Below are 20,901 nucleotides of genomic sequence, written 5' to 3'. Positions count from 1 at the left end.
AATGAAAAAATTTAAATTTTTAAAAGCTATTACAGCTGCGGCTGTTGCTTTAACTGGTTTCGTTAATTTAGGTGCAGTCACACAAGTAAGTGCTCAAACAGGCGAAAATCAAGAAATTGTTTTCTGGCATGGTATGGGCGGTGGCGCTGGTACAGCATTAGAAGCAATCGTTGAACAATTCAATTCAACCAATGAATTAGGTATTACAGTTACAGCTGAATATCAAGGTTCATACGATGATACCATCACAAAATTAAGAAACTCTTCATTAGGTAACTTAGAAGCTGACATCGTTCAAATCTACGATATCGGATCACGTTATATGATTGACTCTGGATTAGTTTTACCTATGCGACAATTTATTGATGCTGAAGGTTATGATATTTCGCAAATCGAACCAAATATCGCTGCTTACTACACAATTGATGATCAACTAATCTCTATGCCTTTCAACTCATCTACACCAATCCTTTACTATAATGTGGATATGTTTGAAGCTGCTGGTATCGAAAATGTTCCAACGACATTAGCTGAAATCATCGAAGTACAACCTGCTTTAGAAGAAGCTGGCGCTTCAATGGCCATTTCACTAAATATCTACGGTTGGTTCGTTGAGCAATTCATCGCTAAAGAAGGCGAACACTTTGTCAACAACGGTAATGGTCGTGAAGACTATGCCACTGAAGTTGCTTTTATTGAAAATGGTGTGATGGAAGAAATTTTAACGGCTTGGTATGACATGTTTGAAGCAGGCGCTGCACCAAACGTTGGCCGTCAAGGTGGACAACCTGAATTCGTTTCTGCTTCTTCTGCTATGATGTTAGGTTCAACCGCTTCTTTAGCTGGTATTTTAGCTGAAGTGGATGGTAGCTTTGAAGTAGGTACGTCATTCTTCCCAGCAGTTACGGCTGACGGCGTTGATGGGGGTGTTTCTATCGGTGGTGCTTCTGTTTGGGCTTTGGATAGCCAAGATCCTGAAAAAGCACAAGCTACTTGGGAATTTGTTAAATTCTTAGTTTCACCAGAAGTTCAAGCTGAATGGGCTGCCGCAACAGGTTACTTCCCAATTTCAACTGCTGCTCATGAAGTGGATGTCTTCCAAGAAAACGTCGCTAACTTCCCACAATTCCAAACAGCAATCGATCAATTACATGCTTCTACACCTGAAGCTCAAGGTGCTTTACTTTCTGTTTTCCCTGAAGCCCGTCAAATCGTTGAAACTGAAATTGAAAACATGTTAAATGGTGCTTCTACACCTACTGAAGCCGCTCAAGCTATGGCTGATCAAATCAACACAGCGATTGAACAATACAATTTAGTTAATTACTAATAAATATCTCTATATAAATGCATCATAACGAAACTAAAAGGAGCTTCTTACGATTTGATTTCGTGAGAAGCTTTCTTTCATCGTTTAGCAGGGATATTTATTTAAAAAGGAGGTTTTACAATGGCAAGTGTTGAGTTGCGGCAGGTAACCAAATCGTATGATAACAACAAAACCCTGGCGGTTAAGCCGCTTTCGATTGCGATTCAGGATAAGGAGTTTGTGGTGATTGTGGGGCCGTCGGGCTGTGGTAAGTCGACGACCTTGCGGATGATTGCGGGCTTGGAATCTATTTCAAGTGGAGGTTTGTTTATCGATGACCAGTTGGTCAATTATGTGGAATCTAAGGATCGGGATATCGCGATGGTGTTCCAAAATTACGCTTTGTATCCTTATATGACGATTGCGGAGAATATTGGTTTTCCATTGAAAATGCAAAAGATGCCGAAGAAAGAACTTAATCGTCGCGTGGAAGAAGTCGCTAAAATCTTGCAGTTAGAAGCCTTTTTAAAGCGGAAACCGGATGCTTTGTCAGGTGGGCAGCGGCAACGGGTGGCTTTAGGACGGGCTATGGTGCGGAATCCGAAGGTCTTCTTGTTGGATGAGCCCTTATCGAATTTGGATGCCAAGTTGCGGGTTGAGATGCGGGCGGAGATTGTGCGCTTGCACCGTGAATTGCAAACGACCTTTATTTATGTCACGCACGATCAAATCGAAGCCATGACCATGGGTGACCGCATTGTGGTGATGCGCGATGGCTATTTGGAGCAGATGGATAGTCCGATTAATTTATATGAATTCCCTGCGACGAAATTTGTTGCCGAATTCATTGGTAGCCCGCAAATGAATGTTTTTAAAACGGACTTGGTAGTTGGTGCGGGTGGTACGAGTGATGGGCGGATTTCGATGCATGGTCAGAAGGTTGTTTTAGGGCAAGAAGTTGTGGAACGCTTGAAGGACGGCACTGTGTCGGGACCTGTGTATGCTGGCATTCGTCCAGAAGATTTTGTATTGGTGTCTGCCGATGATGCTGAAGGTATCGCGGTCGTGCTTGAAAATGTTGAGCACTTAGGGCATGGGATGAATTTGTTTTTCACCGTTGCTGATCGCCCTGAGATGATGGCTGCGACTATTGACATTGGTCCTGCCGTGGCTGTTGGCGATACCGTCTACTTGAAACCCAAGGCTAATCGCTGGCATTTGTTTGATGCTGAGAGCGAGCAAAGTTTGTTGGAGATGGGTGGCACAGCTAGAATATTATAATTGTAAGCTTAACTGGAACTAACCAAGCTAGAACATTCCACTTTAACTAACTAAGTGGAACTAACCTAGCTAGAATATTCCACTTCTGCCTTGCTACAAGAAAATCCGACTTACCGAAAAACACAACTACCACATAACACCACAGGGCTAGAAAATGAGTGACAAAACCACCCCACTTCTATACCACCTATCGAATTTGCTGCTATGGACCGTTCTCCGTTGTCAAATCATATAAACTAATCACCCTTACACAACAAAAAAACAGTTAGAAAAGGCTAATCCTCCTTTTCTAACTGTTTTTCTCTACCTACTCCACATTCTCCACCGCATATTGGGCTTCTGCTTCGGTAAATTTTTCATAAAGCAATTGAGCAGTCAGTTCGTCATCGGTTTATGGTTTGATATCCAAATACCGCTGAGCGACCAGGACGGCTTGTTCATTCCAGTCGGCTTGAATGTTATCTACGGCATATTGGGCTGCTTCTTCAGAAAATTCTTTGTACAGCAATTGATTGTACAAGCCTTCTTTTGAAAAAGCCAAGGCATCTAGCGAAGTCTCAGCCGTATCAAGGGCTACTTGAAATTCTTCAGGAACTTCGGCAGCCCCCGAATCCACAGCTCCCCCTATCTCTTCAAAGACATCGGTAATCACATCGTCATCCTTCAATTCAATCAGGACGTGACTGACATCTGTACCACTTAGCATTTTAAAGGTATAGCCTGGACCATGTTTTTCGACAATAGCCTGATATAATTCGTAAAAGACATCTTTTAGTTCGTTCACGGTTTGGGTCTCTTCTTCTGACGTTTCGCCAGCCAGCATTTTGTTCATTTGTTCGGTAATCAATTCATTAGGGACAAAATTGAAGGTTTTCGTTTCAGGATTAAAGTTGAAAAAGTAATGTTGATACAATGATTGATTTAAAATGACTAATGTTTCATTTTCAGACTCAGTAATTTCTTGCGCGGAAACCGTTGGAACAGATACAAAGACAAATAAACTCACCAATAACAATACAAATTTCTTCATATGCCTCTCCTTAACTATTGTTGTAGAATCAACCTTCATTACTCATTATCGTTGAAAATGATACCTTCAGTAGATAATGATTATCTCTATAATATCAAAAACCTAATATATAGTCATAAGAAAAGATACGAAGAGCAGAGATATTTATTAAAAGATTAATCGGCTTTCCAAGCCGGTTTTTCACTCAGTTGTTCAATGGTGCGTGTGCTCCAGCTATTGACGCGCTGGACGACGACGCCAACGTACAACATGGCCACTAGAGTCACTAGGCCAATCGTGCCGCCCATCAGATAGCCCAAAACCAACAGAATCAAGTCATTAACAAAACGGACTTTGTACAATTCAACCTTTAAACGGGCACTCATGGCAAAGGTGATGCCATCATAAGCACTTTTGCCCAATTCCGATGCAGTGTAAACACCGACCCCCGTTGAAATCACTAGCACGCCAAACGCGGAAAGGATGATTTGCATGACAAAAGACTCCGGCGTCTCCACTAGCGCCAAAGTATAATTGGTCGCCGCTCCCGCAATCACCGGACTCAATAACGTCCCCACATGGACCTGCTTAATATCGACAAAAAGCAGAACAACTAACAAAATTAGGTTGAAAATCAAATTCGCTGACCCTAAGGACCAACCAAACGTCAGGCTCATGCCTTCCCAAATCGTTCCCAAAGCGTCAACCTCTTGGCCTCCGGCAATGCCCAAGCCGACCCCCACACCTAACAAAAGGGATCCCATCACCAAAAACAGCCCTCTAACAACTATATTTTTCATTTAATCTCCTTCAAATACATACTTCTGCCATTATCATCCTTCATTTCCTGCAACACCTCATCAATAAACGCACACGTTTCATCCAAACAAACTAGCGCATCATCCGTTAAATACTCAAACTGGTATTCGTGCATCACCTTGCGATCGGTATCGGCAAAAAAGCGTTCCACAACAGGCACCTTCAATTCTTTCAGCCGCTGGGTAAAGGCTTGCCCTTGCATATCAAATGTCCGTGTATTCCCATCCGTAACATAAGATGGAGGAAAACAGCTGTTGACATGATCGGTTATTGAAGCTTCAAACAATTCCGCTTGCTGTGTCCATTCGCGACTCTTAATAATGGAACGCGATATGGTATGCAACATATAGCGCACCATCCGACTTTCATGGGGATGGGTCGCCAAGCGACTCATGGCTAGCGGACCACAATAAGAGATAAAGCCCTTGATTTGCTCTGTCTCTAAGCTCTGCTTATGCCCCATTGACTCACGATAAGCATCGTTTGTCTGCATCAACACATATTGGCCAGCAATTTGTGCCCCTGCCGAATCGCCCCCAATTATTATGCGCGAACAATCCAAATGCTCCGCTAAGGTTGGCTCTTCCTTGAAATAGCAGATAGCAGTAGCCAACTGGTTTAATTGGTAGGGATATTTATTTTTAGGGGCTAGACCGTAATTTAAAGTAGCCACTACCACACGCGAACGCGCTGTTAAATAAGTGGCGAACTCATGCATTTGCGACTTGTCGCCACCCACAAAACCGCCGCCGTGCAACCACACCACCAAAGGCAACTTCTCATTGTCAGCCAAATCGATTGGCAAATACAAATCGTAGGTGCTGTTTTCAAAATGACTCGAAAACGACAAATCCTCAAGCACTTTCACTCGTCCACTCGCCGCCTCGTACATCGTCGGATTTTTTATCCCATATGGACGGTTGAATAGCTGCTTTATCATAAAAGCTTCCGGTTTTGGCGTCACCAGCGTTGTCGCATAAGCCGCCAGCGCCGCCCCGCCCATCAAACCCCCAACCCATCCTAATACTTTCCCTATCTTTTTCAAATAAATATCCCTTCCTCATGGCTGAGGCTAACTAAACGGAGTTAACGGAGTAGCCCTCGCTTTAGCATCTCAGGTTTAAATGCTTCATAATTTTCATTGGCCAACTGGTAGTATTCCTTATAGAACAAGCCATAGGAAGCTACCGCAAAAAACGGATCATCTTTATAACTATCTAACTTGCGATAAATCTCTTTCAGCTGACTGTCATTCAATTTCCCATCCCGCAAATCGCGGCGATTGCGCTCCATTTCGCGCCGATTCTTTGACCGCGCCATAAAACTATAGACAACAACAGCAACGATAATGATAACAATCCAACCAAGTATTCCTAATATATCCATTTAGTCCTCCTTGAAATCACGTTTTAACATCACATACTGATTCATATCCCGATAGCGGTTATCTTGAAAAACTTGCGCCGGTTGCGTCGCGAGAAATTGATAGTTTGACCGCTTGGCGACCGCGTTTGACGCCACATTCTCCACATCACAATAAATATCAATGCGATTCAAATCCAGAGTTTGAAAACCATATTGAGTGACTGTGTTGACGCAGCGTGTCATAATCCCAAGCCCTGTGTGCGACGAGGCCAACCAATAACCAATTTCGGCTCGGTGATGATTCGTATTTACAAAATGCAAATCAATCGTGCCAACTATTTGGTCGTCATATTCAATAAGGAACATGTAAGTCTCACCCTCGGCTTGAGCTTGCAGCACCCGCTTTAAGAAGTTGAATTCGTCCTCCACCGTTTGCGTGGCTTGAACCCAGGGTAAGAACGGTTTTAAATGGTCCCGGTCTTTGTCAATTAAAGTAAATAACTCTGCCGCAACTTTTGCCGTCGCTATCGGTGCCACGAGACTCAATTGATTATCTACTCGCAGTTTAAAAACATATCTACTCATCTTACCACTCCTCAAAGTCGTTTCCAATATCTTAACATGATTTACACTAAATTTCTTGTGGAAAATTCTTGTGAAGAGGATTGATTTGTCAGTAGAGGTTATGGGTGGCGGGGGAATGCGCGGGCTTCGCCACCTATATCGATAAAACTTTAGCTGTCGTTTTTCTGTATCCGAAATCCCTCCACTTTTTTACTTCGTACTTAATATGACAAAACAAACTCGCCAAATGGAAGGTCGTTTGGCGGGCAGAGTTGAAGACATCGCCAAATGGAAGCTGGTTTGGCGGGCATTATGATTCATTCTATCACTGCCAACACTTGCCGGTCGTCGTTTTTGTGGGACGTCCGCTAATTCAACTTGCCGGTCGTCCCCATCATTCCAAGTCCGGTTTTTTGGCGTTTACACCTTATTAAGCACACTTGCCGGTCGTCGTTTTTGTGGGACGTCCGCCAATTCAAATTGCCGGTCGTCCGCCCCATTCCAAGTCCGCCTTTTAGCATTTCCCGTCACTCGCAGTCACTGGCGATGACTTGTTTTTCTACCAATATCGGAAAGCACAGCCGTTCCCGAAAAGCAGCACGCAGCCAGCTTAGAAGCTAGCAGAGATATTTATTTGGAAAATAGTGAATTCGAGAGGTATACAAAAACTTTACAATCAAAGTGCTGGATTTACGTAATATTTACGGGAATTTGACTGGAAATTAACAATGGGGTGGTACGATAGGTGCTGTAAAAAAACAATTATTTTGGAGGTAGCAAATGAAAAAAGCACTTAAAAAATTGATGGGCTTGGCTGGGGTTGCGGCTTTAGCGGGTTCATTAGCAACAGCAACTGTGTCTGCGCAAGAAAAAACGACGGTTACTTTATGGACAGGTGGATCTGACAATGTTCGTATGGTCTTCGAAGAGTTAGAAAAAGCGTTTGACAATTCATCTTATGGTGAATTATATGACTTAGAAGTTGAGTTCATTTTATCTGGTTCTGGTGCACAAGGGTTACGTGATCGTTTAGTGGCAGCTACTTTAGCTGGCGAAACTGGCACAAACTATGACATTATCGAATTAGGTGCTGATGATATTCCTTCCTACACAACCGATATGACGGTTGATGAAATGTTCGTTCCTGTCGATACAGCCTTAGTACCTAACTTAGAACGCGTGGATGCGCAAGTGGCAGAAAATGCTGAATACTTAGCTCCTTACCGTGGAACAACGGTTGTTTTAGCTTATGACGAGGAACGTGTTGAAAATGTTCCAACAACGGCTGATGAATTATACACATGGATTAAAGAAAATCCAGGTCGTTTCGCTTACAACACACCAGGTTCTGGTGGTGCTGGTAGCTCATTTGTTGTGACAGCTGTTTACAACTTCTTAGATGAAGCGGCTTTAACGTCTTCTGACGAAGCTAACATGGAACAATGGGATCAAGGTTTTGCTTTATTAGAAGAGTTACACCCATTCTTATACCAATCTGGTGGTTCAACCGTTTATCCTAACAAAAACCAAGGAACACTTGATTTACTAATTGACCAACAAGTAGACATGATTCCTGCTTGGGCTGATATGGCTATTTCTCAAATCAACCAAGGTATTTTACCTGAAACAACTAAAATTGCTCAAATCGATCCTGGTTTCACTGGAAGCTTGAATGCTTTTGCGATTCCTACCATCGGTTCAAACGTTGAAGGTGCGCATGCCGTTATGGACTTCATGTTAACGGACGAAGCACAACAAATCTTGTTAGACAACATGGCTGCAATTCCTTTAGTCGATTCTTCTAGCTTCGATAGCCCGAACTCTTCGTTATTAGAAGGCCTTGATGTGACTAACTTCCGTCGTTCAAGCTTAGGTGAACTAGGTGGTTTACTTAACGAACGTTGGGACAATGAAATCGGAACTTTACAATAATCGTTAACTAAATATCACTGCTACTCTACATTAGCTGAACGTTCTATCTTATCGTGAAAACATACTGTCCTTCTCGCGATAGTACACGATATGGTGAAACGTTCGGCTTTTGTAATTGATAAAACTTTACAAGGAGGAGTTTGTATGTCACCGAAACGTTATTACCACGCTGTGGGGCCGCGTAAATTTTGGAACTTTGTGATTTTTGCTATTTTTTTACTCTTTTTCTATACTCCTTTAGTCAATAACATCATGATCGCTTTTGGCGATACGTATCGTTATCCCAATGTGATTCCCCAAGAATTTGGTTTGCGTTGGTGGGAATTTATTTTCAGTCAAGATCAGTTAGTTGAGTCGATTATTACCTCCTTTGTGGTGGCGACTTTGACGACCATTATTTCATTGATCGTTGGCGTGCCGGCCGCTTATGCGATTTCGCGGTATAACTTTGTCGGACGCAAGTTTTTCATGTTCACCTTTTTAATTTCCAATGCGTTTCCGAAAATGGGTATTTATGTGGCTATGGCCATCATTTTTTATCGTTTGAATTTAATGGGGACTTTGCCGGGCGTTATTATTATCCATTTAATCAATACGTTGATGTTTATGATTTGGTTACCGGCCGGTTCTTTTAGATCGGTCCACAGACAACAAGAAGAAGCAGCCCGTGATGTGGGGGCCTCCCCTTTTATGGTCTTTCGGAAAATAACCTTACCTTTGGCCATGCCTGGGATTGCAGTCGCATCGGTTTACACCTTTTTAGGTTCCATGGAAGAAGCGCAAGGAACGCTGTTAGTTGGCTTCCCGGATATTAATACGATGGCAACGGCAATGTATGGGATTATCTTGGATTATCCATTGCAAGCGGGGGCTGTCTTCTCACTTATCTTAATGGTGCCATCGATCATTGTGATTTGGTTATTTAGAAAATACCTGTCGGCCGATGCCTTAGGCCAAGGCTTTAAAATGAAATAAGGAGATATTTATTATGGTTGAAAAAGTTCAAATAAATAATTTAAGTGTCATCTATGATAACGGCGACGGCGTTAAGGATATTAATTTGTCCATTAATCAAGGGGAGATTTTGACACTCTTGGGGCCGTCGGGCTGTGGGAAAACGACGATTATGCGCGCGATTGGTGGCTTTAACAAGGTGACGGCGGGCGAGATTTTGATTGATGGTCAAGATGTGACGAACTTGGCGCCTGAAAACCGTCCGACCGGGATGGTGTTTCAATCGTATAACTTGTGGCCACATATGACTGTGTTTGAGAATTTAGCCTTTGGCTTGAAATTGCGTAAAGTGTCGAAAGCGGATATTAAAAAGCAGGTGGCGACTATTTTGGATTTGGTGCGCATGCCGGGGGTTGAAGAGAAGTTTCCTTCCCAATTATCAGGTGGGCAACAACAACGGGTCGCGATTGCGCGGAGTTTGTTGTTAAAACCAGCGGTCTTATTGTTAGACGAGCCTTTCTCGGCTTTGGATGCGAAGATTCGTCATGAAATGCGGTCTGAAATTAAACGGATTCGCCAAGATTTGGATTTAACAATTGTCTTTGTCACGCATGACCAAGAAGAAGCCATGTCAATTTCTGACCGCATTGTGGTTATGGATAAAGGGGTCATTGCGCAAGTTGGGACACCAAATGATATTTATGACAACCCTGAAACACAATATGTGGCGTCATTTATTGGAACGATGAACTTTGATCAGTCTGAAAGTGGCGAAGTGGTGGCTTCACGTCCGGAAGATATTGTCTTAGGACAAGCCGGTGAATATGAACACAGCGCGACCATTGCGGATATTATGTTGATTGGTCACTATGCGATTGTGACCTTGGACTTGCCGAATGGTAGTCAATTGCAGTCATTTATTTCACGGTCTGAAGTGCCCAACTATTTGATCGGTAGTGACGTTTCGTATAAAGTCGCTAGACACCATGTTTACGCAGGGAAATAGGAGGGGTTCATATTGAAAGAAAATAAATGGACCCCTTACCTCTTAGTGGCGCCGTCGTTTATTATTGTGATTACCTTTGTTGTCGTGCCAATGTTTAACTCCATTTTCCGTAGTTTTGCTGATCCTGAAGATGGTTCCTTTACGTTGGATAATTATCTCTTTTTCTTTACAGATCCGGTCCAACAACAAAATATTATTTATACGTTGCAAATCGTGCTTATTACGGTTGTGTTAACTTTAGTTATTTCGTATTTGTTGGCGATTTACTTGCGCTTTTCAAAATCGCGCGTGTCTAAATGGATGGGATGGCTCGTCTTACTGCCACGGTTTATTCCTGGTTTAGTGGCGGTCTATTCAATGATTTTAATGATTCGCGACGCCGGGGTTTTGGCACGGATTGCGAATTGGTTTGGGATCGAGTTAAGTTTAGGCTGGATGTACAATATGGAAGGGATTGTCATCATGAACCTATGGTTTAACATTCCTTTTTCCAGTTTAATTCTATTATCGGCTTTATCGAATGTTAAGGACTCTTACATTGAAGGTTTGCGTGACGTTGGCGGTAACACTTGGCATGTTTTCACCAAATTGTTGTTACCCATCACCTACAAAGATATGTTGATGTCCATGACATTTGTCTTTATGGGTAATATCGGATCGTTTACGACACCATTTTTAATGGGTGCCAACCATCCAAAAATGTTGGGCGTGGTCTTATACGACCAGTTCAATTCATACATGGCTTATGAAAGAGCCGCAGCTTTATCGGTCATCATGTTCATTTTCTGTTCATTTGCGGCCGTATTATATATCGTCTCCAACTTACGAGACGAAGCATGGGAGAAACAATAATGATAACAGCACATTCTGGTAGTGATGGATTTAAAGATAATAGTATGGAATTTATTGAAGCAATGTTAAACGCCAACGTTGAAGCGTTTGAGATTGACTGTCAATTGGCTGAGGACGGAACCTTGTACCTCAGCCACGACGAAATGGCCGATTACGCTGACTGCGTCCTTTTAAAGGATGTCTTTCAACAGATGAAAACCTCTCAAAACCAAACCACCCTAATAAATATCGACTGTAAAAACGGTGCGATTGGGCCTTTAGCCGTTGAATTGGCGCAAGCGTTTGACTTAGTTGACCGCATTGTCCTGAGTGGTGGTTTGGTGATTGAAGATTACGAGCCATCGTTCCGCCCGCAACTCTTCTATAATTTCGAAAACAGCTGGGATTACAGCCAAACCTTTGATCATGAAGTTTTCGTGCGGGTCTTAAGCGATATTTATGCGCGGGGTGTGCGTGTCGTACAATTTTACTATGGGTTTGTAACCCCTGAAATTGTGGAAATCATTCATCATTTCAATGTAAATATCTCTGTTTGGACCGTTAACGACTTGAGTACCATTGATATTTATTTAAATATGGGGGTTTATAATGTAACAAGTCGCAGTGCCTTAGCGTATTTGGGGGTGGCCTAGATGAAAATTGTCGATTTGACGATTCAGCTGGGGAAGTTTGATACGCAAACGAATATTAAGATTCCGTTTGAACTGAATCAAACGTACACGCAGCTGACGATCTATTTTAACTATTCGCCCAATAAAAGTAGCGATGACGTCGCGATTAGCCAGCTTGAAGAGGCTGTAGTCAAGTATGCTCTGCCGGGGAGTCGTCCGGAGGATTATCAGGTCGCGAATTTTTTACCGGTCGATAATTTGATTACTTTGTCGTTGAGTAAAAACGGTCGTTATTTGGGGGCGCATCATAATAAAAGCAATGACCAAACGATTGTGATTAGCGCAGCGTCGGCCAGCCATGGGTTTTGGCCGGTCGATGTGGATGCCGGTCGTTGGGAATTGCAGTTGAATTGCCACTGTGTGGCCAGTAAAGTTGTTAAGGCTAATGTTAGAATCGAGGCGTCTCTATGAATAAATATCAATACCCCGTCGAAGTGCATTCGCATACCTACCACAGCGATGGGCAGTTTAGCGTGAGTGAGTTGGTGGATGCTGCTGTCGACTTCGGCTACAAAGGCTTAATTTTGACCGACCACAATTCGTCGGCAGGTTATTTGGAGATGGCGGAAGTCGAGGCGGTAAAGTCTGGGGCGCTAGTGACCTTGCATGGCATGGAGTGGACGACTTACTTCGGGCATATGCTGGCCCACGATGCCGACTACGATGTCGATTGGCGTGAAGCCACGGTGGATACGATCGATGACTACATGGCTGAAGTCCGTGCGGCCAATGGCTTGGTGGGGATTGCCCATCCATTTGATATCGGGTCGCCCATTTGCACCGGCTGTCACTGGGATTTCCGCGTGAAGGATTTTAGCTTGGTCAATTATATCGAAATCTGGAATAGCAATTCCCCGCAAGCCAAGTTGGAATCTGTCTTAGCTTATGAGTTATGGCTAGGCAAGCTATTGGAAGGCTACGAAATCTCTTGCTCCGCCGGCCGTGATTGGCACCGCCCCGATGGCCCCGACGCCAATATGGGCGTGACCTATGTGGAGTTGGCGGCTGGAAAGGCGTTGACGCCGGCGACCTTTAAGGAAGCTCTGCGTAGCGGGTCCTATTATATTACTTTGGGACCTCGTGTGCAGTTTTCCGTGGGCGACTGGCACATGGGCGACCGTGTGGGCGCTGGGAAGCTGGCTGAGGGGGGTGCTGGTGAGGGGGGTAGTGCTACTGCTGAGGCTGGTGCTGACGGGGGTGCTGCTGCTGAGGTGCGTGTGGCGGTGACCCCTACTGAGTTGCGCGACTTGAAACAATTCCCCGTAACCCACGCAGTCGTGTCCGTGTGGAATAACAACACCCTGCTCCACCAGAGCGAGCCTGTTGCTGAGCTTGGTGGCGATGGCTTTGAAGTGGTCTTTGCGTTAGATACTGCTGCTGTTAAGCCCGGCTTTGTGCGATTTGAAGTTCGCGGTGACTTCCGTGGCGTGGAGAATACGTTGGTTGTAGTAGGTAACCCGATTTATGTGAAGTGATGATGGTGAAAGGCGCCGCTGGGGCGCCTTTTTTGGTGTTTTGTGGGGGTGGGGAAAACGCGTATAGCCTTTTGTGGTTTCCATATACGCGTTCAGCAAACGCATATAGCCTTTTGTGATTTCCATATACGCGTTCAGCAATCGCGTATAGCCTTTTGTGATTTCCATATACGCGTTTGGCAATCGCGTATAGCCTTTTGTGATTTCCATATACGCGTTTGGCAATCGCATATGGCCTTTTACGATTTCCATATACGCGTTTCATATTTTCCATATACTCCCTTACCTAAAAGCTTCATGGCCTTAATGTGTGGTCAATTTATGTGAAGTGGTGATAGTGAAAGGCGCCGCTAGGGCGCCTTTTTTGGTGTTTTTGTGGGGGTGGGGAAAACGCGTATAGCCTTTTGTGATTTCCATATACGCGTTCAGCAATCGCGTATAGCCTTTTAGGATTTCCATATACGCGTTCAGCAATCGCATATAGCCTTTTACGATTTCCATATACGCGTTTCATATTTTCCATATACTCCCTTACCTAAAAGCTTCATGGCCTTAATGTGTGGTCAATTTATGTGAAGTGGTGATAGTGAAAGGCGCCGCTGGGGCGCCTTTTTTGGTGTTTTGTGGGGGTGGGGAAAACGCGTATAGCCTTTTACGATTTCCATATACGCGTTCAGCAATCGCGTATAGCCTTTTACGATTTCCATATACGCGTTCAGCAAAAAACCTTAACAGTCTTATTTTTCAGATATTTATTCGATAATAATGCGTGTTTGAAACTCTTACTAGGTCGTATTTTGCGGATAAATGTTTTCTTATAGCTATCTTCGACACTGCCCCGCCCATCAACAGATACAAATTCCCTGCCGTCACCATTTCTGGGTAATCATAAAACAGATACCGCAACTCCACCGCATGTCTTGCGATCACATCGGCAAGACTCTCTATTTTCCCGCACTTTTGGCAAATAAAACTATACTGCTGATGGCGCACCGCATGAAAGCCTCCACAACTCTCATCTCCGTCGCAACACACCCCCTGTCGCACCAACTCAAACACGCCCGGGTCCAGCCCCTTAAAGGCAATCGCATAGGTTCCTCGCTCCTCTTCCAAAGCCAACCGTACCTTGTCCTCCAGCCAGGCTGGCAGCTTCTGCACATTGCGAATGCTCCAAAAGAAATCCTTAATTTGAAGGTGGTTAATCGCTTCACCGGTGAAAGTCTCGTCAAAATAAGTCTGACCAAACTCATTGATAAAGATCGCTATCGATCGCACCTGAATCTTCGAACTGACCCCAGCTGCAATCTTTTTCAACCGCCGTGCCCGCTCTTCCATATTTGAAAAAAGATTCTCGTCCAACAGCTTCCCATTGTGCCAACACTCCCCGGTCTTATACTCGAACCGTCCTTCATAATTTTTCACTTCAATCTGAAACCACACCGCACTCGATAACAACAAAAAGTCTATTTGCTTTTTCTTGCCTGAAGCAAACCAATAATCATAAATCAGCAGCCAATCCTGATTCGCAAACCGCTCAAACAAAGCCGCAAAAGCCAACTCCCCCTCAAAACCCTTCTGCATCGCATACAATTGGCTCTTGGCGTCCGCATCAACTAACATCCCGCGCCGTTCCATGTATTCCAAAACCATCAAATGATTGCTTTTTTTCATAATAAATATCTCCTTTATTTTACGTGTCATATATATATACGTAAAAAAAGCCGGATTCCATCTTTTTATTTCACAAAATATGTAAATTTGTAAAGTCCACGTTAACAATCTGTAAAGCATATTGTGATAGATAACGCTTTGGATTAAGGTTAAGGAAGGATATAACAATTACTTTTGGGTAGCTGTTAATTCAATCATATTTATTTAGAGGAGAATGAACCATGGTTTTTAAAAAACTATTTAACTTTACCGCAGTAGCCGCTTTAGCATTAAGCACCTTTGGAACGGCTCTCGTTTCAGCACAATCACCGCAACAAGATATTATTGATCAAGAACCAACAGGGGTACAACTTGTGATTGGAACAAACAACACAGGTGCAGGTGAACCACGTGAAGCCTGGTTATTAAATGCCGCTGAAGAAGCTGGTTTTAATATTCAATTAGTTAGCTTAGGTGGTGGGGATTTAACGTCACGTGTGATTGCAGAAGCTAACAACCCAACAATGAATGTTGTTTGGGGACCCTCTGAAGATAACTTTAATTTAATGGTTGAAGCCGGTGCTTTAACGGCTTGGGAACCCGCATGGGCGGATAAAGTTGAAGGCTCACATGGTGTGAATGGTTACTCTTGGCCATATGAAGTCCAACCAAAATTGTATGTTGCTAATCCAAACGTTGTATCTGCAGAAGAACTGCCCACAACGATTAGCCAATTATGGGAAGATGAAGCTTACCATGGAAAATATATGGTACCTAAGGAATTAGGGGGTGCACAAGCGCGGATGATGGTCGGTGGTATTTTAGCGCAATACTTAGATGAAAGTGGCGAACTTGGCGTTTCTGAGGCAGGTTGGGCAGCGATTGAAGCGTATTTTGCCAACGGCTACCAAGCTCAAGAAGGTGAAGATGAGTTTGTTAATTTAGTAGAAGGCACAGTGCCTTATGCCTATACGGCTGCTTCCCTTATTTATTCTAAATTAGATGCCGCTGCTGCTGACTTTGAAACACCACTGATTGTGTACTTTGAAGAAGGTGCTCCAACCAATACTAACCACGTGGGTGTTGTCAACAGTGATGACCAAGCTATCGTTGACGAATCGATTCGTTTTGCTAACTGGATTGGTAGTGCAGATGTCATTGGTGAATATGCAGCGGATAACGGAACGATTGTTACTAACGTTGATGCGGTAGAATTTATGGATCCACGTATGCAAGAAATCAATGCTAATTTTAAATGGCAAGAAGCTGACTGGACTTATATTAACTCAAGACTTGACGAATGGGTTGCTAAAATCTTACTTGAATATATGCCATAATTTTTAGAGGAGCCCGGCCAATGATAGAATTTAACCATGTAGAAATTAAATATGGGGATTTTGTTGCCATTAACGATTTGAATCTTCAAATTAATCAAGGCGAGTTCTTTACATTCTTAGGTCCTTCTGGCTCAGGGAAAACAACAACATTACGTGCCTTGGTGGGGTTTGAAAATCCCACTAAAGGCACTATCGTTGTAAATGGGGAAGATATTACTAATAAACCCATTGAAAAACGTGGGATTGCGATGGTTTTTCAAAGCTATGCCCTCTTTCCTAATATGAGCGTCGAAGAGAACATTACCTTTGGTTTAAAGGAACGCAAAGTCGATAAACAAGAAATTCAAACCCGTGTGAAACAAGTCGCCAAAATGGTCAATTTAACTACTGACCAACTTCATCGAGGGGTCTCTGAATTGTCAGGAGGTCAACAACAACGGGTAGCTATCGCTAGAGCCTTAGCTTTACAACCTAACATTATTGCCTTAGATGAACCTCTATCCAACCTCGATGCCCACTTAAGAAAAAATCTACGCCGTGAATTGAAACAAATTCAAAACGAGTCGAATATTACCATGATTTATGTCACCCATGACCAAGAAGAGGCTTTAACCTTGTCTGATCGGATTGCGGTCTTCAATAACGGCTTCCTTGAACAAGTTGGCACACCGCAAGAAATATATGATCATCCAATTTCACCTTATGTAACACGCTTTATTGGGGACTCCAACGAATTAACGGAAGAAACCATTCAGATTTTAAATCAAAATAATCCTGGCTTAAAGCTCGACCCAAGCAAAAAAGTGTTTGTCAGAATAGAAAATGTTACCGATGACACCCGTGCTACTAATGACGATCGCTACCTTAGATTGCCGGCTACCTTCAAGCTCCAAGAATTTTATGGGATGACCACTCGTCGAGTGAGTGAAGTTGGCAATATGCATCTAACCAGCATTCAACAAAGAGAGGGTCTGGACGTTGACATCAACCAGCCAATCAATCTAAAAATTAGCCCTGATGACTTAATCATTTTTGATAGGGGGTAATGGTGTGAATGAACAAACCACAAATTATAAATTAAGAAACCGAATGTTATTGATGATCATGGGTGTTATTGTTGGTTGGGGCGTTTTCACCTTTTTAATTTACCCTAACATAACCATTCTCCAATCAAGTTTCTTCCCTAATGGGGAACTGGATCTCGATCCGATGATGAATGTTTTGCGCTCTAAAAGAGCGGTCACAGCGATATTTAATTCATTTATTTTGGCGGTGAGTTTGGTTATTACGACCAATATTTTGGGGATTTTTCAAGTCTTTGTGCTGGATTATTTTGAGATTAAGGGCAGTCGTTGGCTTAATATGGCGTATTATTCGAGTTTGATTTGTAATGGGATTGTCCTAGTGACGGCTTACAACTTTATTTTGGGGCCGCGCGGCTTTTTAACCGCCAATTTACTGCAATATTTCCCGGATATGAATGTCAATTGGTTTAGGGGTTTTTGGGCGGTTTTGGCGCAAATGACGATTGCCAACACCTTCAATCATATTGTGCTGGTGCGTAGCGCGATGAAAAATGTGGATTACCAAACGATTGAAGCGGCCCGGAACATGGGGGTTAAAGAGTTTCGCATCATTACGAAAGTTGTGTTGCCCCAGTTAGCACCTGCCTTAATTGCGGCCTCTATCCTGGTTTTCCTTTCCGGTATTTCCGCTTTTGCTACCCCTGAGGTCTTAGGTGGCGATTTCGAAACCATCAACCCGCTAATTATGACCTTTTCTGCGCAAATTGGCACGCGCAATTATGCCGCGGTCTTAGCCCTATTATTGGCGGTAATCACCATCATTATCTTGTTGATATTTACTTATATTGAAAAACATAATATAAATATCTCTGTCTCAAAAGTAAAAACAAAAATCAAGAAGGTTAAGATTCAAAACAAGACGGCCAATGCCATCGTTACGGTGATGGCACATATTATTGGCTTGATTAATGTTCTGCCGTTGTTGTTTGTTATTCTGTTTTCATTTATGAATATCAATGATTTGTTGTATGGTGTGATTGATTTTAGGAATTTATCCTTTGATAATTACATACGCGTGTTTGAGTCGTCCCAAGGTTTACAACCGATTTTTGTGAGTATTGTCTACTCTGGTTTAGCTGCTTTAATTTCAGTGCTGATTATGCTGGTGCTGGCGCGGATTATTACTAAATACAACCATCCCTTGTCGCAATTGCTTGAAAATCTACTGCAAATCCCTTGGTATTTACCGGCGACGTTAATTGCTTTAGGGTTTGTGATGACTTTTAATCAACCGACTGTGTTTACCTTTGGTCAAACGCTAACGGGAACGACCGTTATCCTACTGATTGTCTATATCATCTTGCGGTTACCGACCACCCTACGGATGATTAAATCCGGTTATTTGTCGGTCGATTATTCTTTAGAAGAAGCGGCCAAAAATGTTGGTGCGTCAACTTTTTCAACTTATACAAAAGTCATTATCCCGATTATTTGGCCAACGGTTTTATCAACCTTTTTGTTAAGTTTTATTGGTATGTTAGCGGAATATGATGCGACCGTCTTTGTTTTCCATCCCCTGTATCAACCATTAGGGATTGTCTTAAAACAAACGACCGAACCAACGGCTCCGCCTGAACAACAATTGTTAACTTATGTCTATTCGGTGATCATCATGATTATTTCAGCCATTGCCATCTATTTTGTTTATGGTCGCAACGGCAGGAAAAACAAAGTCAAAGCATAAAGCTGGATTTGAACACATGAACGCATGAATGCAAAAAAGCCGGACTTTTAATGTTAGTGGAAGCGTCCTCCGCCCGCTTTAAACGTGGCATTGACGCAGCAGACGAGCATTAAAAATCCGGCTTTTTTTCACTTAAATTACTTGGGGCTTGGAGCCAGCTCCCTTTAAATATCCAAAATAAAAACGGCTTCTTCCAACTCTTTGGAAATGTTATTACTTTTCCATTCCTCAGGCCTACCCAAAGCACATGAAACAAACAAAGTGTCCCCTTGTTGCACGCGTTGACGGATATGGTAATGTCCTTGGATGCTGTAAGGTATTGAATAGGACTCGAAAATTTTATCTAAGTCATTGGTAGCTGCAAACGGAATAAAACGGGGTTCTACATGAGGATCCTCATCAATGTCCTTAGCGAAAACAGCATGATTCATCACATGAGTCACTAAAATATAATGCGGCGAATAATTGAGTTGAAAATCTTTTTCAATAATCTTAGAAAAATATTTCGACAACTCAATATCGGTCATGTTCCAATTAGTATATTCTTTTTCTTTATAAACTAATCCCTCAGGCGTTAAACCTTCTTGTGAATAATAATTATTGGCGGTCTCATTATGGAAAGAAAAATTAAACCAGGCCGTATGGCCTACCAGCGTGTATTCATCGGTTAACTTAAGCGGTGATTCAATTAAACATTGAGGATGTTCTTTAAATTCATCATAAATATCCCACGTATCTTTATGTTTTTGTTCACTATAGAAATCATGATTTCCAGGAATAAAGTAGACAGGAATTTCTAAACGCTTTTGTAGCATTTCAACAAATGAAATCGTCAAAGTATAGAAGTCTGAAATATCACCACCGAGCACCAAAATATCAATGCCTTTAGCTTTGACCAGTTTTGAAAAAATATCGAAATATTGTCTGGGTGGTGCTTTAATGGGTAAATCGAAATGTAAATCAGAAACAAAGGCTAACCGCATAGGAATCCACCTTTCTAATTTAAAAAGTATTCTAATCCTATTTTAACATAGAAATTTAAGGAGTGTACCCATGAGACATCAAAAAAACTTTGTCCGCTTGCCTCTAGAAGGTGTGGCTAATTGTCGTGATTTAGGAGGTTATCCAACAAATAATCAGCAAGTCATCCGTTGGCAATCCTTGATTCGTTCCAGTGATTTAGGAACGGCCACGGAGGCTGATCTGGCATTCTTATACGATTATGGGGTGCGCCATATCATTGACTTACGCACCCCAAGAGAATTAACAGTGCATCCTAATCCAGCAAAAGATGTTGAGAGAATCCACTATCATCATGTCAGCTTGTTAGATTACTCTGCCTTGTCGCAAGCCGAAATCAAAGCCCGCCGTTTACAGCCGACCTATCTCAGAGATATTTATTTAGCGATGATTGAGGAAAAAACGCTTTTGAAGGAAGTCTTGACGATTATCGCACAAAGTAACCCTAAAGAAGCGGTGCTTTTTCATTGTTCAGGCGGCAAAGACCGCACCGGCATTGTGGCGATGCTACTGCTGGGTCTTGCGGGTGTGTCTTTGCAAGATATTATGACTAATTACGAAGTCAGCTACACCAATTTGACTTTTAGTGCCAATCAAGCGGCGCTGACCGACATCCCAATGAACACCTTAGGGTCGAACCCCGAAAACATCAAGCAGGCATATCAACATGTGCTGGCACATTACGGTTCTTTCGAAGGCTATTTTGAAGCGCTTGGATTTAGTGCGGCAGCCATTGAACGAGTGGTTCAGCGGCTGGTGGAGTAATTGAAGGTTTTCTACCACCCTCAGTCGAACCATTCGGCATGACTTAATTGATCAAACGGATTGTCGATGTCTACCTTTGCGCTTCACCTTGGCCTGTTTATAACTATTTTTTATGCTATAATA

Annotated in this window: 20 protein-coding genes and 1 pseudogene; 14 read left to right on the top strand and 7 right to left on the bottom strand. The window is 42.8% G+C overall.

What is annotated here, in order from left to right; genetic code table 11:
• The first annotated feature begins 1 nt into the window (after position 1).
• Entirely contained in the window at positions 2-1,330 is a 1,329-nt protein-coding gene (locus tag NRE15_RS11300) for an ABC transporter substrate-binding protein (RefSeq protein ID WP_313792985.1), read from the top strand.
• A gap of 120 nt (positions 1,331-1,450) precedes the next feature.
• On the top strand, positions 1,451-2,590 hold the full coding sequence (locus NRE15_RS11295; RefSeq protein WP_313792984.1) for an ABC transporter ATP-binding protein: 1,140 nt from the start codon (positions 1,451-1,453) through the stop codon (positions 2,588-2,590).
• A gap of 307 nt (positions 2,591-2,897) precedes the next feature.
• On the opposite strand, the pseudogene NRE15_RS11290 reads toward NRE15_RS11295, so the two are convergent.
• The 5 genes and pseudogenes from NRE15_RS11290 to NRE15_RS11270 form a co-directional block, all read right to left on the bottom strand.
• A pseudogene (locus NRE15_RS11290) lies at positions 2,898-3,413 on the bottom strand (Ltp family lipoprotein).
• A 362-nt stretch (positions 3,414-3,775) separates the two neighbouring features.
• Complete coding sequence (locus NRE15_RS11285; RefSeq protein ID WP_313792983.1) at positions 3,776-4,399, bottom strand: YczE/YyaS/YitT family protein; 624 nt, start codon at positions 4,397-4,399, stop codon at positions 3,776-3,778.
• A complete protein-coding gene (locus NRE15_RS11280; protein ID WP_313792982.1) occupies positions 4,396-5,463 on the bottom strand; it encodes an alpha/beta hydrolase in 1,068 nt (355 codons plus the stop codon). Before NRE15_RS11280 ends, NRE15_RS11285 begins: the two co-directional genes overlap by 4 nt.
• 41 nt (positions 5,464-5,504) lie before the next feature.
• Positions 5,505-5,804, bottom strand: coding sequence for a hypothetical protein (locus NRE15_RS11275; protein ID WP_313792981.1), 300 nt, complete (start codon positions 5,802-5,804; stop codon positions 5,505-5,507).
• On the bottom strand, positions 5,805-6,368 hold the full coding sequence (locus NRE15_RS11270) for a GNAT family N-acetyltransferase (RefSeq protein WP_313792980.1): 564 nt from the start codon (positions 6,366-6,368) through the stop codon (positions 5,805-5,807).
• 251 nt (positions 6,369-6,619) lie between these two features.
• On the opposite strand from NRE15_RS11270, the gene NRE15_RS11265 reads away from it, so the two are divergent.
• The 8 genes from NRE15_RS11265 to NRE15_RS11230 all read left to right on the top strand — a co-directional run bounded on the left by NRE15_RS11265 (position 6,620) and on the right by NRE15_RS11230 (position 13,237).
• The gene (locus tag NRE15_RS11265) at positions 6,620-6,781 is read left to right on the top strand and encodes a hypothetical protein (protein ID WP_313792979.1); all 162 of its coding nucleotides are present in this window, start codon (positions 6,620-6,622) and stop codon (positions 6,779-6,781) included.
• Between the two features lie 346 nt (positions 6,782-7,127).
• On the top strand, positions 7,128-8,279 hold the full coding sequence (locus NRE15_RS11260) for an extracellular solute-binding protein (protein ID WP_313792978.1): 1,152 nt from the start codon (positions 7,128-7,130) through the stop codon (positions 8,277-8,279).
• A gap of 144 nt (positions 8,280-8,423) precedes the next feature.
• Complete coding sequence (locus NRE15_RS11255; RefSeq protein ID WP_313792977.1) at positions 8,424-9,254, top strand: ABC transporter permease; 831 nt, start codon at positions 8,424-8,426, stop codon at positions 9,252-9,254.
• Positions 9,255-9,267: 13 nt separating this feature from the next.
• The gene (locus tag NRE15_RS11250) at positions 9,268-10,239 is read left to right on the top strand and encodes an ABC transporter ATP-binding protein (protein ID WP_313792976.1); all 972 of its coding nucleotides are present in this window, start codon (positions 9,268-9,270) and stop codon (positions 10,237-10,239) included.
• Positions 10,240-10,251: 12 nt separating this feature from the next.
• On the top strand, positions 10,252-11,091 hold the full coding sequence (locus NRE15_RS11245) for an ABC transporter permease (RefSeq protein ID WP_313792975.1): 840 nt from the start codon (positions 10,252-10,254) through the stop codon (positions 11,089-11,091).
• Positions 11,091-11,723 (top strand): glycerophosphodiester phosphodiesterase, encoded by a 633-nt coding sequence (locus NRE15_RS11240; protein ID WP_313792974.1) that lies wholly within the window; start codon positions 11,091-11,093, stop codon positions 11,721-11,723. Before NRE15_RS11245 ends, NRE15_RS11240 begins: the two co-directional genes overlap by 1 nt.
• On the top strand, positions 11,724-12,173 hold the full coding sequence (locus NRE15_RS11235) for a hypothetical protein (protein WP_313792973.1): 450 nt from the start codon (positions 11,724-11,726) through the stop codon (positions 12,171-12,173).
• A complete protein-coding gene (locus tag NRE15_RS11230) occupies positions 12,170-13,237 on the top strand; it encodes a CehA/McbA family metallohydrolase (protein ID WP_313792972.1) in 1,068 nt (355 codons plus the stop codon). The genes NRE15_RS11235 and NRE15_RS11230 overlap by 4 nt, the downstream gene beginning before the upstream one ends.
• A 744-nt stretch (positions 13,238-13,981) precedes the next feature.
• Here the strand turns inward: NRE15_RS11230 and NRE15_RS11225 are convergent.
• A complete protein-coding gene (locus NRE15_RS11225) occupies positions 13,982-14,908 on the bottom strand; it encodes a nuclease-related domain-containing protein (protein ID WP_313792971.1) in 927 nt (308 codons plus the stop codon).
• A 221-nt stretch (positions 14,909-15,129) separates the two neighbouring features.
• On the opposite strand from NRE15_RS11225, the gene NRE15_RS11220 reads away from it, so the two are divergent.
• Genes NRE15_RS11220 through NRE15_RS11210 form a run of 3 tightly spaced genes read left to right on the top strand, consistent with a single transcriptional unit; the run spans position 15,130 to position 18,993 of the window.
• Positions 15,130-16,224 carry a type 2 periplasmic-binding domain-containing protein gene (locus NRE15_RS11220; protein ID WP_313792970.1) on the top strand — a complete coding sequence of 365 codons (1,095 nt, stop codon included), beginning with the start codon at positions 15,130-15,132 and terminating at the stop codon, positions 16,222-16,224.
• 20 nt (positions 16,225-16,244) lie between these two features.
• On the top strand, positions 16,245-17,270 hold the full coding sequence (locus tag NRE15_RS11215) for an ABC transporter ATP-binding protein (RefSeq protein ID WP_313792969.1): 1,026 nt from the start codon (positions 16,245-16,247) through the stop codon (positions 17,268-17,270).
• 4 nt (positions 17,271-17,274) lie between these two features.
• Positions 17,275-18,993, top strand: coding sequence for an ABC transporter permease (locus tag NRE15_RS11210; protein WP_313792968.1), 1,719 nt, complete (start codon positions 17,275-17,277; stop codon positions 18,991-18,993).
• A 164-nt stretch (positions 18,994-19,157) separates the two neighbouring features.
• Here the strand turns inward: NRE15_RS11210 and NRE15_RS11205 are convergent, their stop codons facing one another.
• Positions 19,158-19,976, bottom strand: a complete 819-nt coding sequence (locus tag NRE15_RS11205) for a metallophosphoesterase (RefSeq protein ID WP_313792967.1) — start codon at positions 19,974-19,976, stop codon at positions 19,158-19,160.
• Positions 19,977-20,046: 70 nt separating this feature from the next.
• On the opposite strand from NRE15_RS11205, the gene NRE15_RS11200 reads away from it, so the two are divergent.
• Positions 20,047-20,778, top strand: coding sequence for a tyrosine-protein phosphatase (locus NRE15_RS11200; RefSeq protein ID WP_313792966.1), 732 nt, complete (start codon positions 20,047-20,049; stop codon positions 20,776-20,778).
• Positions 20,779-20,901 lie beyond the last annotated feature (123 nt).

The sequence above is a fragment of the Fundicoccus culcitae genome, from assembly GCF_024661895.1.
In the GTDB taxonomy this organism is placed as follows: Bacteria; Bacillota; Bacilli; order Lactobacillales; family Aerococcaceae; genus Fundicoccus_A; species Fundicoccus_A culcitae.
Note: the sequence above shows the minus strand (reverse complement) of the source record. Positions and strands in the feature narration are given on the sequence as shown.